This window comes from Azospirillum picis (genome assembly GCF_017876115.1).
In the GTDB taxonomy this organism is placed as follows: domain Bacteria; phylum Pseudomonadota; class Alphaproteobacteria; order Azospirillales; family Azospirillaceae; genus Azospirillum; species Azospirillum picis.
This window is the reverse complement of the sequence record NZ_JAGINO010000001.1, coordinates 315,650-329,998: the sequence shown is the minus strand read 5'-3', so window position 1 is coordinate 329,998 and position 14,349 is coordinate 315,650. Positions and strand designations below refer to the sequence as shown.

Annotated in this window: 12 protein-coding genes and 1 CRISPR repeat array; of the genes, 8 read left to right on the top strand and 4 right to left on the bottom strand. The window is 69.8% G+C overall.

Translation table 11 applies throughout. The features are described 5' to 3' along the window. Positions 1–2: 2 nt before the first annotated feature. The 3 genes from J2850_RS01475 (at position 3) to J2850_RS01465 (ending at position 3,837) form a co-directional block, all read left to right on the top strand. Positions 3–1,004, top strand: coding sequence for a branched-chain amino acid ABC transporter permease (locus J2850_RS01475; RefSeq protein WP_209978024.1), 1,002 nt, complete (start codon positions 3–5; stop codon positions 1,002–1,004). Between the two features lie 342 nt (positions 1,005–1,346). After that, positions 1,347–2,762 carry a sigma-54 interaction domain-containing protein gene (locus J2850_RS01470; protein ID WP_307353669.1) on the top strand — a complete coding sequence of 472 codons (1,416 nt, stop codon included), beginning with the start codon at positions 1,347–1,349 and terminating at the stop codon, positions 2,760–2,762. Positions 2,763–3,174: 412 nt separating this feature from the next. Further along, positions 3,175–3,837 (top strand): DedA family protein, encoded by a 663-nt coding sequence (locus J2850_RS01465; RefSeq protein WP_209978011.1) that lies wholly within the window; start codon positions 3,175–3,177, stop codon positions 3,835–3,837. Between the two features lie 51 nt (positions 3,838–3,888). Here J2850_RS01465 and J2850_RS01460 read toward each other — a convergent pair whose 3' ends face one another. Next, positions 3,889–4,542 (bottom strand): LysE family translocator, encoded by a 654-nt coding sequence (locus tag J2850_RS01460; RefSeq protein WP_209978008.1) that lies wholly within the window; start codon positions 4,540–4,542, stop codon positions 3,889–3,891. 223 nt (positions 4,543–4,765) lie between these two features. Between J2850_RS01460 and J2850_RS01455 the strand changes: the two genes are divergently transcribed. Further along, positions 4,766–5,758, top strand: a complete 993-nt coding sequence (locus tag J2850_RS01455; protein WP_209978006.1) for a BMP family lipoprotein — start codon at positions 4,766–4,768, stop codon at positions 5,756–5,758. A 12-nt stretch (positions 5,759–5,770) separates the two neighbouring features. Beyond that, positions 5,771–7,303, top strand: coding sequence for an ABC transporter ATP-binding protein (locus J2850_RS01450; RefSeq protein ID WP_209978004.1), 1,533 nt, complete (start codon positions 5,771–5,773; stop codon positions 7,301–7,303). A gap of 62 nt (positions 7,304–7,365) precedes the next feature. Here J2850_RS01450 and J2850_RS01445 read toward each other — a convergent pair whose 3' ends face one another. Next, complete coding sequence (locus tag J2850_RS01445) at positions 7,366–7,620, bottom strand: hypothetical protein (RefSeq protein WP_209978003.1); 255 nt, start codon at positions 7,618–7,620, stop codon at positions 7,366–7,368. Between the two features lie 432 nt (positions 7,621–8,052). Between J2850_RS01445 and exbB the strand changes: the two genes are divergently transcribed. From exbB to J2850_RS01430, 3 genes are read left to right on the top strand one after another with little or no spacing between them, the layout of a single operon-like run. Further along, positions 8,053–8,946, top strand: coding sequence for a tonB-system energizer ExbB (exbB, locus tag J2850_RS01440; protein WP_246512686.1), 894 nt, complete (start codon positions 8,053–8,055; stop codon positions 8,944–8,946). A 4-nt stretch (positions 8,947–8,950) separates the two neighbouring features. Beyond that, on the top strand, positions 8,951–9,400 hold the full coding sequence (gene exbD / locus J2850_RS01435) for a TonB system transport protein ExbD (RefSeq protein ID WP_209978001.1): 450 nt from the start codon (positions 8,951–8,953) through the stop codon (positions 9,398–9,400). After that, entirely contained in the window at positions 9,397–10,281 is an 885-nt protein-coding gene (locus J2850_RS01430) for an energy transducer TonB (protein ID WP_209977999.1), read from the top strand. Before exbD ends, J2850_RS01430 begins: the two co-directional genes overlap by 4 nt. 237 nt (positions 10,282–10,518) lie before the next feature. Further along, a CRISPR array of direct repeats spans positions 10,519–12,832; the repeat unit is 32 nt; unit sequence GTCGCTCCCCATGCGGGGGCGTGGATCGAAAC. A 134-nt stretch (positions 12,833–12,966) separates the two neighbouring features. Here J2850_RS01430 and J2850_RS01425 read toward each other — a convergent pair. Continuing rightward, positions 12,967–13,446 carry a hypothetical protein gene (locus tag J2850_RS01425; protein WP_209977997.1) on the bottom strand — a complete coding sequence of 160 codons (480 nt, stop codon included), beginning with the start codon at positions 13,444–13,446 and terminating at the stop codon, positions 12,967–12,969. Between the two features lie 93 nt (positions 13,447–13,539). After that, positions 13,540–14,301 (bottom strand): phosphatase PAP2 family protein, encoded by a 762-nt coding sequence (locus J2850_RS01420; RefSeq protein WP_307353678.1) that lies wholly within the window; start codon positions 14,299–14,301, stop codon positions 13,540–13,542. Between the last annotated feature and the right edge of the window lie 48 nt (positions 14,302–14,349).

Below are 14,349 nucleotides of genomic sequence, written 5' to 3'. Positions count from 1 at the left end.
CCATGACTGCCCACACTTCCGCCAAAACGCCCGCCGGCGGCTCCGGCCGGTCGTCCGCCGCCCTGACGGTGCGCGGCAGCGCGACCGGCACGGCGCTGGCGGCGGCAGGATTCCTGCTGGTCGCCGGCCTGGCGCCCTATGTGCTGTACCCCGTCTTCCTGATGAAGGTGCTGTGCTTCGCGCTGTTCGCCTGCGCCTTCAACCTCTTGATCGGCTATGCCGGCCTGCTCAGCTTCGGCCATGCCGCCTTCTTCGGCGGTGCCGCCTACATCGCCGCCCACACGGTGAAGGAATGGGGCTGGTCGCCGGAACTCGGGCTGCTGGCCGCCACCGTCGTTGCGGCCGGGCTGGGGCTGGTGTTCGGGCTGCTCGCCATCCGCCGCCAGGGCATCTACTTCGCGATGATCACGCTGGCGCTGTCGCAGATGGTGTTCTTCCTGGCGTTGCAGCTCCCCTTCACCCATGGCGAGGACGGCATCCAGGCGGTGCCGCGCGGCCTGCTGTTCGGTCTGTTCGACCTCTCCCAGCCGCTGACCATGTACTACACCGTGCTGGCGATCTTCGTCGGCGGCTTCGCGATCATCTGGCGCACCGTGCACTCGCCCTTCGGGCAGGTGCTGAAGGCCATCCGCGAGAACGAGCCGCGGGCGGTGTCGCTGGGCTACCGGACCGAGCGCTACAAGCTGCTGGCCTTCGTGCTGTCGGCCAGCCTCGCCGGCCTTGCCGGCGGGACCAAGGCGATCGTCTTCCAGCTCGCCAGCCTGACCGACGTGACCTGGCAGATGTCGGGCGAGGTCGTGCTGATGACCCTGCTCGGCGGCATGGGCACGCTGTTCGGCCCGGTGGTCGGCGCCGCCCTGGTGGTGACGCTGGAAAGCTACCTTGCCGCCACCAGCCTGCCGGTCCCCGTCGTCATCGGCTGCATCTTCGTCGTCTGCGTCCTGCTCTTCCGCCGCGGCATCATCGGCGAGTTGCTGGCCCGCATGCCCAAGCGGGGCGGCTGAGTCCGCCGGCGATCCGCCGTCACCTCCCTCGGCACTTCCCCAGGGGGGACCGCAAGGTCCCCCTCTTTTTTCCCGGCACGCGTCCGGGTTGTGGCGGCCAAGGGAATATCGTGTTGCGGCGGAGGTCGCGCAGACGCGGAACGACCAGCCGCGGCGCCACCGAGAAAAGGTCTGGAAATCGGGCGCGGCTTCACCGCCGTGCCCTCGCGAACCTGTGTGCCTTCCTTTTAACCGGACGGATGGGCTACTATGTTGACCTCTGATATTGCTGGCAAATTGCGCTGCACCGCAGCGGGCCTCGATGCCGGGACAACGAGAATAGGTCCTGTTTGGGAGGGAGACGTGGGCGACGCCGTCGATTTCGAGGCGCTGCGCGAACGCGCGGTGCACTCCCTGTTCGAGCATCTGGAGTCGATGTGCGTCGGCGCCGTCGCCGTCGACCGCAATGCCCGCATCGCCTGGATGGACGAGAAGTACAAGGCCCTCCTCGGCGTTCCGGGCGACCCCCGCGGCCGGCCGGTGGAGGACGTGATCCCCAACAGCCAGCTTCGCCGGGTGATCGACAGCGGCCAGCCGCAGCCGCTCGACATCATGGAGTTCGACGACCGCTCCTTCGTGGTGACGCGGATGCCGCTGTTCGGGCCGGACGGCGCCATCATCGGCGCCATCGGCTTCGTGCTGTTCGACCGCGCCGAGTATCTGCGGCCGCTGGTCCGCAAATACGAGAAGATGCAGGAGGAGCTGGCCCGCGCCCAGCAGGAGCTGGCGCACGAGCGGCGCGCCAAATACTCCTTCTCGCAGTTCCTGGGCGCCAGCGAGGCGGTGCGCGAGATCAAGCGGCTGGGCCGCCGCGCCGCACAGATGGACTCGACCGTCCTGCTGCTGGGCGAGACCGGCACCGGAAAGGAACTGCTGGCCCAGGCCATCCACTCCGCCAGCCCGCGCGCCTCCAAGCCCTTCGTCGGCGTCAACGTCGCGGCCATTCCGGAAACCCTGCTGGAGGCGGAGTTCTTCGGCACCGCCCCGGGGGCCTTCACCGGTGCCGACCGTCGCAATCGCGAGGGCAAGTTCCAGCTCGCCAACGGCGGCACCCTGTTCCTGGACGAGATCGGCGACATGCCGCTGCCGGTCCAGGCCAAGCTGCTGCGCGTGCTGCAGGAGCGCGAGATCGAGCCGCTCGGCTCGAACAAGGTGGTCCGGGTCGACGTGCGCATCATCGCCGCCACCAGCCGCGACCTGCACGCCCTGGTGCGCGACAAGCAGTTCCGCGCCGACCTCTACTACCGGCTCAACGTCGTGCCGATCACCCTGCCGCCGCTGCGCGAGCGGCCGGAGGACATCGAGAGCATCGCCGACCGCATCCTGGAGCAGCTCGCCATCCAGCAGGGCACCCCGCCGCGCGAACTGCTGGAGTCCGCCGTGCAGGTCCTGCGCGACTACGACTGGCCCGGCAACGTGCGCGAGCTCTACAACACGCTGGAGCGGGTGGTGGCGCTGACCGACGCGCCGATCCTGACGGCGCCCTACATCCGCAGCGTCCTGCCCAGCGCCCAGCACCCGGCCGGTGCCTCCGCCCTGCCGCTGCCCGGTGGCGCCCGGCCGCTGCATGAGGTGCTGCACGCCGCGGAGCGCCACGCGATCGCCGCCGCGCTGGAGGAGGCGAACGGCGTCAAGGCCCGCGCTGCCAAGCTGCTGGGCATTTCGCGCGCCACGCTGTACGAACGCATGGTATCGCTCGGCCTCGGGGCGACGCAGTAGGAGCCGGGGGAGGAAATCCGCACCGCGCACTCCTGTCGGGCATGGATCCGCCGGGTCGCCCGGCCGACCGCCTTTCGCTATCGCGCCCTGCTGCAAAAACCATTGGACGTTACAGGGGCTTACCCATATCTTTTGAACCGTTATAGACAGTTCTCCCGTTCCGGGAGGGCGCTGTCGCGGTCGGCTGCCTGTCCGGTGCCAAGGACGGCCGGCCGGACCCACCCGGAAGGCGGGAACGCACGGGGATGTCCGGGCACGTTCAATCCAGCGTCCCGGCTTTCCCGCCCTTCCGGGAGCGGGGCACTGACCGGCCGCTCAGTCGGCCTCTGCCGATTGGGGCGGGAACCGCCCGCCACAACCGACCGTTCTCCTGGGACTTGTGGTGGAGTCCGGTGGCGGAGGGTGGTTCGGAATGGATGGCGGCTTGACGGACTGGCTGGTGCAGGTGATGCACCACCTCCATTATGTCGGGATTTTCCTGCTGGTAGCCCTGGCGCGGGTGTTCCCGCCGCTTCCCGCCGAGTCGGTGATCCCGCTGGCCGGCATCGGCGCGGCCACCGGCGAGTTCACGCTGGTCGGCGTCGCGGTGGCCGGGGGGCTCGGCTCGCTCGCCGGGCAACTGGTGTGGTTCCTGCCCAGCCGGCTGATGAGCCGCGACCGGCTGGAAGCCTTCCTGAAGAAATACGGTCCCTGGCTGACCATCAACCCGAAGAAGGTGCGGCAGAGCACCGACTGGTTCGCCAAGCGCGGCGGCATCGCCGTGCTGTTCTCGCAGCCGGTCCCCGGGGTGCGGACGCTGATCTCGATCCCCGCCGGTGCCTGCAAGATGTCGATCCTCAACTACTCGCTGGCGTCGGGCATCGGGTCGATCCTGTGGACGCTGCTGCTGGCCTGGACCGGCTACATGCTGTCGACCTGGCCCTTCGCCCACCGGCTGGTCGGCTATTTCACCGTCGGTCTGCTGGTGGTGCTGGTCGGCCTCTACCTGTGGCGGCTGGCCGGGCACCTGCACCTGCTGCGCAAGGGAACGGCCGCGGAGGAGGCGCCGACGATCACGCCGTCCCCCGGCTGCTGAGGCGACCACTGGGGAGTTCGCGGCGAAGGCGGGGGGCGAAGGCGGGGAGGCTCAGGTCGTCGCCATTCCCGCGATGCCGGTGGCGGCCATGCCCAGCGCCCACAGGCCGAAGGCGCCCAGCGCCACGCCGGTGCAGTGGTTCAGCATCGTCAGCCCGCGGTCCGAGATGCGGTTGCGCACCGCCGCGACGCCCATCGCCAGCGTGATCCACCACAGCGACGAGCCGATGAAGACCCCCAGCACTAGGGTCGACGCCTCCAGGCGGCTCAGCGTGCCGCCCAGCCCGAAGCCGGCGAAGATGGCGATGAAGGCCATGATGGTGGCCGGGTTGGTGAGCGTCAGCGACAGGCCGGTCATGAAGCCGGTGAACCAGGACCGGCTGTCGGGAGCGGCGGCGGCCTCGCGTTCCTGCGCCACCGGATGCTGGCGGAAGGTGCGGACCGCCACCACCAGCAGGAAGATCCCGCCGATCAACTGGAAGGCGATCTCGTGCCCGCGCAGGAAGCTGAGCGCCGCCGACACGCCGAAGGCGGCGATGGCGCCGTAGAAGGTGTCGGCGACCGCGGCGCCGAAGCCGGTGAAGAAACCCATCAGCGGGCCGTAGCGCAGCGTGCGGCGGATGCACAGCAGGCCGATCGGGCCGACCGGGGCGGCGATGGCGAATCCGAGAACGATCCCCTGCAAAAGCACCCAGACTTCGTCCACCGAGCGTCGCCCCCCGAAGCAGTGTGTGGTCGCCGCGACCGGTTGGTCGCGGAAACGATCGGCGCGGGTGATAAACGTCCCCGCCCTTGTCGTCAACCGGGGGCACCGCGATTCGCTGCACCGGCTCCGGCACCGGTGCCGGGCAGGCCGCTTTCCCTGTTGTGTGGAATGATGGCGCGGCTATCCTTCGGGTCAAGTTTCGGCATTCGGGAGTGGGTGGGACATGAAGACGCGTATTCTTGCCCCCATGGCGGCCCTTGGCGTGCTGGCGGTGGCGGCCCTCGGCGTGCAGGCGCGGGCCGAGGACTTCGCGCCGGCCGTGGTGTTCGACCAGGGCGGCAAGTTCGACAAGTCCTTCAACGAGGCGGCCTACAACGGCGCCGAGCGCTTCAAGAAGGAAACCGGCACCGCCTACCGGGAGTTCGAGATCACCAACGAGGGCCAGCGCGAGCAGGCGATGCGCACGCTGGTGCGCCGCGGCGCCTCGGTGATCGTCGCGGTCGGCTTCTCGCAGACCGCCGCGGTGGAGAAGGTGGCGAAGGAGTCGCCCAAGACCAGGTTCTGCCTGATCGACGACAAGCTCGACGCTCCCAACGTCCAGTCCGTCACCTTCAAGGAGGAGGAGGGCTCCTTCCTGGTCGGCATGGCGGCGGCGCTGGCATCGAAGACCGGCAAGGTCGGCTTCGTCGGCGGCATGGACATCCCGCTGATCCGCAACTTCCTGACCGGCTACGAGCAGGGGGTGAAGCATGTCGACGCCAAGGACGAGCTGTTCGTCAACATGACCGGCACCACGCCGGCGGCCTGGAACGATCCCGGTCGCGGGGTGGAGCTGGCCAAGAGCCAGTTCGTCCGCGGCGCCGACGTGGTGTTCGCCGCGGCGGGCGCCACCGGCCTCGGCGTGCTGCAGGCGGCGGCCGACGACGGCAAGCTCGCCATCGGCGTGGACAGCAACCAGAACCACGTCCATCCCGGCCGTATCCTGACCTCGATGGTCAAGCGGGTCGACGTCGTCGTCTACGACTGCATGAAGGCGGCCAAGGACGGAAGCTGGAAGCCCGGCCACCGCGTCGTCGGCCTCAAGGACGACGGCGTCGGCTACGCGCTCGACGACAACAACCGCAAGCTGGTGACCCCGGAGATGGAGGCGAAGCTCGAGGAGGCGAAGAAGCAGATCATCGACGGGACGCTGGCGGTGAAGCCCTACCAGCCCTAGGCGGAGGCCCCGATGACCCAGCAGGCAGCTTCGCCGGCCGCCCTTGAAACGGTGACGATCAACAAGTGGTTCGGCGCCAACCACGCCAACCGCGACGTTTCGCTGTCGGTGCCGGCCGGCACCATCCACGGCGTGATCGGCGAGAACGGCGCCGGCAAGTCGACGATCATGAGCATCGTCTACGGCTATCTGCGCGCCGACAGCGGCGAGATCCGGGTGAACGGCCGGCCGGTCGCCATCCGCAGCCCGCGCGACGCGCTGGCCGCCGGCATCGGCATGGTCCACCAGCACTTCATGCTGGTGGACCCCTTCACCGTGCTGGAGAACGTGCTGCTGGGGGCGGAGGGCGGCCTGACGCTGTCGGCCGGGCTGGCCCGTGCGCGCGCGGAGCTGACCCGCCTCGCCCGCGACTACGGGCTGGAGGTCGACCTCGACCGGCCGGTGGGCGACCTGCCGGTCGGGGCGCAGCAGCGGGTGGAGATCCTGAAGGCGCTCTATCGCGGCGCCGACGTCCTGATCCTCGACGAGCCGACGGGAGTGCTGACCCCGCAGGAGGCCGACCACCTGTTCCGCATCCTGGCGGCGCTGCGCGCCCAGGGAAAGACGGTGGTCATCATCACCCACAAGCTCCGCGAGATCATGGAGCTGACCGACAACGTCACCGTGATGCGGCGCGGGCAGGTGGTGGCCGACGTCGTCACCCGCGACACCAGCCGCGAGCAGTTGGCCGAGCTGATGGTCGGCCGCAAGGTCCTGCTGCGGGTCGACAAGGCGCCGGCCCGGCCGGCGGCGGAGGTGCTGCGGGTCGAGGGGCTGCGCGTCCGCGACCCCTCCGGCGTGGAGCGGGTAAAGGGCGTCGGCTTCTCCCTGCGCTCCGGCGAGATCGTCGGCATCGCCGGCGTCTCCGGCAACGGCCAGTCGGAACTGCTGGAGGCGCTGGCCGGCATGCGGCCCATCGCCGGCGGCTCGGTCCGGCTGCGCGGCGAGGAACTGGCCGGCCGCCCCCACCGCTTCAACGCCCGCGCCTTGCGCCGGCTGGGCGTGGGGCATGTGCCGGAGGACCGCCAGAGGGTGGGGCTGGTCACCAGCTTCTCGGCGGAGGAGTGCTCGATCCTGGGCTTCCAGGATGATCCGGCCTGGAACGGGCGCGTCCTGCTCGACCGTGGCGCCATCGCCGCCGACTGCGCCCGCCGGATGGAGGACTACGACACCCGCCCGCGCGACGGCACGCTGGCGGCGGCCAATTTCTCCGGCGGCAACCAGCAGAAGATCGTGCTGGCCCGCGAGATCGAGCGCAATCCCGACCTGCTGCTGGTCGGCCAGCCCACCCGAGGCGTCGACATCGGCGCCATCGAGTTCATCCACCGCCGGCTGGTGGCGTTGCGCGACCAGGGCAAGGCGATCCTGCTGGTTTCGGTGGAGCTGGACGAGATCCGTGCCCTGTCCGACCGCATCCTGGTGATGTTCGACGGCCACCTGGTGGGCGAGGTCAGGCCGGAAGAGGCGGACGAACAGCGGCTCGGGCTGATGATGGCCGGCGGGTGAGCGGGCGGCCGGACCCTCCGCCCCCGCGGAATGCGCGAAGCCCGGCCCGGCCCGCCAGCCGCTCAGAGCATCCGGCGCGCCAAATCGTCGCCCCGCTGGGACAGGTCGCGCATCAGCGCCCGTGCCTGCGCCTCATCCATCCAATGCGCCACGGAGCGGATGCCGTCGGCCCCCTCGGCCGCCCCGCTGCGTCCGCCGTCGGGGTCGTGCGGCAGGCCGAAGACCTGTCCGGCCCGCGCCTCGACCACGGCGTAGCGGCCCTCGCAGGCAACCAGCCGGAAGCTGCCATTCTCCTCCAGGATCGAAACGGGGTCCATCGGCATTCTCCTTTCTGTCCGTCGCTGTCGTTGCGGATGGTGCTGAGTGCCGGTTCAACCGCCGAAACCGCTGGAAGGTTGCAAAACCACCGGTGGAATTCGTGAACGGGCCATACGAGATTCCCCGCGACACTGCGGGCACCGGATGGTATTGAGACTTAGTCGCGTTTCCCTCCGGAGGCCGAGGGGCACGCGGGCGCCTGCCTGTTCATGGGGCGGATAGTCTGCGATGCGAATTGAATGCCTTGAAAAACCGCGGATTTCCTCGACGGGCCGGTCGATTTTGAGTGCGATTGATACTCATTCGCATTATAACCCCGCTGGGGGCTTTGCTCTGGAGTGTCATCGGGTTTTTTACACCGCCGCGTGGCCTGCCGCGCGATGAGGGGGAGTTCGACCGCCATGCCGATATCGTTTCGCCATCGTCCTGCCATGACCGCTGTCCTGGCCGGCGTGTCCGCCGGCGCCGCGGCGCTGCTGGCCGGTGGCGTCGCCCGGGCGCAGGAGGCCGCTCCCGCGGCTCCGGCCGCCGTGGCTCCGGCGCAGTCGGCTGTCGAGGGGGCTGCTGCCGTCCAGCCGACGGTCCTGCCGGCTGCCGACGCCGCGGCCGCGGCCCTGGCGACCATCCCGCACGACCTGTCGCCCTGGGGCATGTTCGTCACCGCCAGCCCGGTGGTGCAGGCGGTGATGGTGGGGCTGGCGCTGGCCTCGGTGGTCACCTGGACCATCGCCATCGCCAAGGCGGTCGAGGTGAGTTCGGCCAAGCGCAAGGCCCGTGCGGCCCTCGCGATGCTGGAGGAGGCCCGGTCGCTGTCGCAGGCGGCGGAACGCGTCGGCTTCAGCCAGGGCACCGCGGCGACCCTGGTGCGCGCGGTGATCGCCGAAACCCACCTGTCGGCCGACGCGCCGTCGCGCGACGGGCTGATGGACCGCGCCGCCTCGCGGCTCGAACGGATCGAGGCGGCCGCCGGCCGCCGCATGGCCCGCGGCACCGGCATTCTCGCCACCATCGGTTCCACCGGCCCCTTCATCGGGCTGTTCGGCACCGTGTGGGGCATCATGACCAGCTTCATCGGCATCTCCAAGGCGCAGACGACCAACCTCGCCGTGGTGGCGCCCGGCATCGCCGAGGCGCTGCTCGCCACCGCCATCGGCCTGGTCGCGGCCATTCCGGCGGTGGTCGTCTACAACGCGTGCAGCCGCGCCATCGGCGGGCACAAGGCCCAGTTGACCGACGCCTCGGCGGCGGTGCTGCGGCTGCTGAGCCGTGACATCGACCGCCACGTGCTGCCGCACGCGGCCTCCAAGTCCCGCGCGGCGGAGTAAGGCCATGGGTGCGCGTCTCGGTTCCGGCTCCGGCGGCGACGATGATCTGACCGAAACCCACGAGATCAACGTCACGCCCTTCATCGACGTCGTCCTGGTCCTGCTGATCATCTTCATGGTGGCGGCACCGCTGGCGACGGTGGACGTACCGGTGGACCTGCCGGCCTCCACCGCCACGCCGACGCCACGGCCGGACAAGCCGCTGTTCCTCAGCGTCCAGGCCGACCACAGCCTGTCGCTCGGCGAGGCCAAGGTCAGCAAGGACACACTGGGTGCCGCGCTGGATGCCGCCACCCATGGCGACAAGACCCAGCGCGTGTTCCTGCGCGCCGACAAGACGGTCGATTACGGTGCCCTGACCGAGGTGATGAACAGCCTGCGCGCCGCCGGCTACCTGAAGATCGGCCTGGTCGGCCTCGAGTCGGCCCCTGCCCAGGCGGCACCGGCTCCATGAGCGCGGCGTCCAACGGGTTCGACTCCCCGGACTGGGGCTCCCCGGACTGGGGGGAGGAACGGGAACCGGCCGGCGCCGCCCGCTGGGGCGGCAGCCTGCTGGTCGCGCTCGGCGTCCATGCCGCGGCCGGCGTGGCGATGATCGCCTGGCACGTTCCGGTCGAGCCGGTCTCCGCGGAGCCGCCGGCCGTGCTGCTCGAACTGGCGCCGCTTCCTGCCGCGCCGCCGGAGCCCATTCCCCCGTCGATCGACATCCCGCTGCCGGAGCCGATGCCCGAGCCGGTCATCGAGCCGCTGCCCGAACCGCCGCCTCCCGAGCCGGAGCCGGTGATCGAGGAACCGCCGCTGCCGGAGCCGCCGCCCGTCGTCGAGCCCGAGGTGGTCCTGCCCAAGCCGCCGCCCGATCCCCCCAAGCGCAAGCCGGAGGTCAAGAAGGAACCGCCGCCAAAGCTCGAGAAGCCGCCCGAGAAGAGGGTTGAGCCGCCGAAGCCCCAGCCGCCGCGCGCCACCGTGCAGCCGGCCCCGGCCGCCGCTCCCGCCCCGGCTCCGGCCGCGATGCCGGCCGCCCCGGCACCGTCAGCGGCGCCCAGCCGGGCCGTTCCGTCCTGGCAGGGACGGGTGCTGGGCCATCTGGAGCGGCACAAGCGCTACCCGCGCGCGGCCCAGGCACGTCGGCAGGAGGGGGTGGCGCAGGTCCGCTTCACGATCGACCGCGAGGGCAAGGTGCTGTCGGTCCAGCTCGACCGTAGTTCCGGTTCCAGCCTGCTGGACGAGGAAACCGTCGAGATGGTCCGCCGCGCCTCGCCGCTGCCGGCCCCGCCCGAAGAGATGGCGCAGGACCGCATCGAGCTGGTTGTTCCGGTGCAGTTCTTCCTGAAATAGCCGCGGGCGCTCCGCCCGCGGTTTCCCGGGGATGTTGCGGGAGTTGCGCCGGACGGCCGGCGCGAACCCCAAGTGCACAGGAATTCCCCGGGAGGTTCGCGCGGTCCGGAAGCCATTGGAAACACTGGGTGGTGATGGACGGTTGCCTGGAACGGCGGCCTCCGAAACGATGTCGGCTGGCAGGTTCGCGCGGGCACGGTTACACTGCCAATAAAAACGGTCACTTACAGCTTGGCAGTCGCTCCCCATGCGGGGGCGTGGATCGAAACACGCTGTCCTTGATCGACTTCTGAATTTCGCGGCAGGTCGCTCCCCATGCGGGGGCGTGGATCGAAACAGAGCGAAGATCATCGCCGTGACGCGGGGGCCGGGTCGCTCCCCATGCGGGGGCGTGGATCGAAACGGCATCATCGACGCGGATCGGGCGGCCGCGATCCTGTCGCTCCCCATGCGGGGGCGTGGATCGAAACGATGCGGCGGCAGGCGATGTCGAAGTAGCGGCGGTCGCTCCCCATGCGGGGGCGTGGATCGAAACACGCCCGGCGAGGTCATCTCCGCCACGATCACCCAGGGTCGCTCCCCATGCGGGGGCGTGGATCGAAACCACAACCGCTCGCAGCACGCACGAGCGCGGACACCCCGTCGCTCCCCATGCGGGGGCGTGGATCGAAACGCTGGCGGTGGGAGCTGACACCTGTTCAGGACAGGGTCGCTCCCCATGCGGGGGCGTGGATCGAAACATCGAAGTGGACTTGGATGAGCTGAAGCGCGGCGGTCGCTCCCCATGCGGGGGCGTGGATCGAAACCAGGCGCTTGATGATGTCGTTCTCCGCCGCCTCGGGTCGCTCCCCATGCGGGGGCGTGGATCGAAACATGCCACGCTGATGCTCGATGTCTGCGCAGGTGACGCGTCGCTCCCCATGCGGGGGCGTGGATCGAAACCTCCGAGGACCCTTTATCCACTGCGCGGCGTATGGGTCGCTCCCCATGCGGGGGCGTGGATCGAAACATCTGCTCGGTGGTCATCGGCATGTGGGTCTCCAGGTCGCTCCCCATGCGGGGGCGTGGATCGAAACACGTCCGTCATCGGCAGCATCTGGAATGCCGTGAGTCGCTCCCCATGCGGGGGCGTGGATCGAAACGGCACGACACGGTCGACGGCGTTCCGCAGCAAATCGGGTCGCTCCCCATGCGGGGGCGTGGATCGAAACGGTCAGCAGGCCAAGACGGATGACGCGATCCAGGGGGTCGCTCCCCATGCGGGGGCGTGGATCGAAACATCGCTGGCTGGTCGACCGCGCCGTCGCCGATGTGTCGCTCCCCATGCGGGGGCGTGGATCGAAACCGGCGCTTCCGCCTCCGATCAGATGGAATTGTTCGTGTCGCTCCCCATGCGGGGGCGTGGATCGAAACAATGGACCTGATGCGCCTTCCTGCCCATCCAGACCGTCGCTCCCCATGCGGGGGCGTGGATCGAAACCGCTCCCTCCCGGCTTCGCGCTGGACGACGTCGTGTCGCTCCCCATGCGGGGGCGTGGATCGAAACTTGGCCATGGCGCCTATGAGGCCTATCGGCGCGGCGAGCGTCGCTCCCCATGCGGGGGCGTGGATCGAAACTTGGCCTCGCCCTTGGCGGAGCGGTTGCGGAAGCGTCGCTCCCCATGCGGGGGCGTGGATCGAAACTGCAGGTCGGCGTTGGCGAGGGCGAGCGCGCGGACCGTCGCTCCCCATGCGGGGGCGTGGATCGAAACAACCGCCTGCTGGGCGTCAACACCGCGCCCCGCAGGTCGCTCCCCATGCGGGGGCGTGGATCGAAACAGCAGGACTGCCACGTCCACGCTGTCCGTGAACTGTCGCTCCCCATGCGGGGGCGTGGATCGAAACGGACAACCGGTGACCGACTGGGAGGAGCTGCGTGAGGGTCGCTCCCCATGCGGGGGCGTGGATCGAAACGGGAACAGGGTGGCCGCCGCAGCCTTGGCCCCGGGTCGCTCCCCATGCGGGGGCGTGGATCGAAACTCAACGCCTGGCACACGGCCGGCGCGCTCGTTTCGTCGCTCCCCATGCGGGGGCGTGGATCGAAACCGGGCCGAGCTGCGAACGGACCGGGGAGGCCAGCGTCGCTCCCCATGCGGGGGCGTGGATCGAAACTGCCCACGCCTGCAATGGAGGCCCCCAAGCAGGGTCGCTCCCCATGCGGGGGCGTGGATCGAAACGCCTACGTGGCCAGCCTGGACGAAGAGGACGAGAGTCGCTCCCCATGCGGGGGCGTGGATCGAAACAGCAGTCGGGATTGGTGGGGAACTTTGCCTTGATCGTCGCTCCCCATGCGGGGGCGTGGATCGAAACTGCTGCCGGAGGAGCGCAAGAGGTACAAGGCGGAGTGTCGCTCCCCATGCGGGGGCGTGGATCGAAACAACACGAGTGGGAGAACGCTCAGCAGCGCTTCGTGGTCGCTCCCCATGCGGGGGCGTGGATCGAAACGCCATGTCCACCACCGGGCAGTCGCTTGGGCTGGCGTCGCTCCCCATGCGGGGGCGTGGGTCGAAACAGCCCACCGTCCAGCGACCACAGGCGCCGCTCGTGTCGCTCCGCATGCCGGAGACGCCTGGATTGCCACATCGATCCATCACCGTGCAACCCGTCGTTCCCGCTGCCGCCATCGGTGATCGTTGCTGGTGCAGGTCACTTCAGCGCCGGCTTCACCCGTTCGCCGACCCGGCGCTGGCTATCGACCGCGGCACGCAGCCGGTCGCGGGCGGCGCAGCGGCTGGTGGGGGCTGTTTTGCCCGGCCGCAGGCCGTTGAGCGCCGTGAGGAAGCTGGAGCCGGTGCGGTCCTTGGGTTCCGGCTTGCGGTGGACGGCGGGCTCGACGGTGACGGCTTCGGCGACCGGCTTCGCCACGGCCGCCGCCGTCCGTCTGCGCGCCTGATGCGCCTCCAGCCGGGAGCGGGTGACGATGCGATCGCGCAGTTCGGAGTCCAGCGTCCGGAAGATGCGCGACGCCTCGCCGAGGTCGCTTTCTCGTCCGGATTCCAGGGTGCGGTGCAATGCACTCGCCAGCAGCCGGCATTCCAGCACGCCGGGCACCCGCTCGCGTTCCACCGCACGGGCGAGGATGCCCACGGCTTCCAGGGTTTCGCGGTCGAGGGTGCCGTGCGGCATGGAACGTCCTGATCCGAAAGTGGTACACACTCCACTATCGACAGGAACATACGGCGGTTCAACCCGCTTGTGCGGTGCCGCCGTGCCGGCCCGTCACTGGCCGGCTCCGGCCTCCGGCCGGTCCTGCTCCACCGCGCCGCGCCGCTGCAGCCACTCGGCGATCACCCAGCACAAGGCGGCCCAGGCGGCGCCGACGCACCAGCCGGCCAGCACGTCGGTTGGCCAGTGGACCCCCAGATAGACGCGCGTCGATCCCACCAATAGCGTCAGCATCATCGCCCAGATCAGCAGGTACGCCTTGGTCCGCCGGCCCTGGACGAACTGCGTCAGCAGGGCGCCCAGCGTCAGGTAGACGATCGCCGACAACATGGCGTGGCCGCTCGGGAAGCTGGCGGAGATGACTTGGTCGCCATGCGGCACCAGGTCGGGACGGGCGCGGTCGAACAGGGATTTGAGCACCGTGCTCAGCGTTCCGCCGCCGCCCACCGATGCCAGCACCAGCAGCGCCGCCGCCCGCTTGCGCAGAAGCAGCAGGAAGCCCAGCGCCGCGATGGTGACCAGCGTCACGATCGTGGTGCTGCCGAGCGAGGTGATGTCGCGCGCCACCCGCGCCAGCCACCAGGGGCCGCCGGCCTGTTCCGGATTCAGTGGATCGCGCAGCGCCAGCAGGAGCCATCGGTCGAAGGCGGTGGTCTCGCCTTCCATCACCTCGCCGGCCAGCTCGACGAAGGCGAACACCAGTCCGGCCGTTACCGAGAGGCCGATGAGCAGCCCGAGCTGGTGGCGGCCCAGCTTGGCAAGAATCCCGTTCCCGTGCGGGGCGTTGTCGCCGCCCCTGGCCCTCCAGTCCACCACCGGCCCACTCCGCCGCCGTTGAGCCTGTGATTCCCGGCTCGGGCGGAG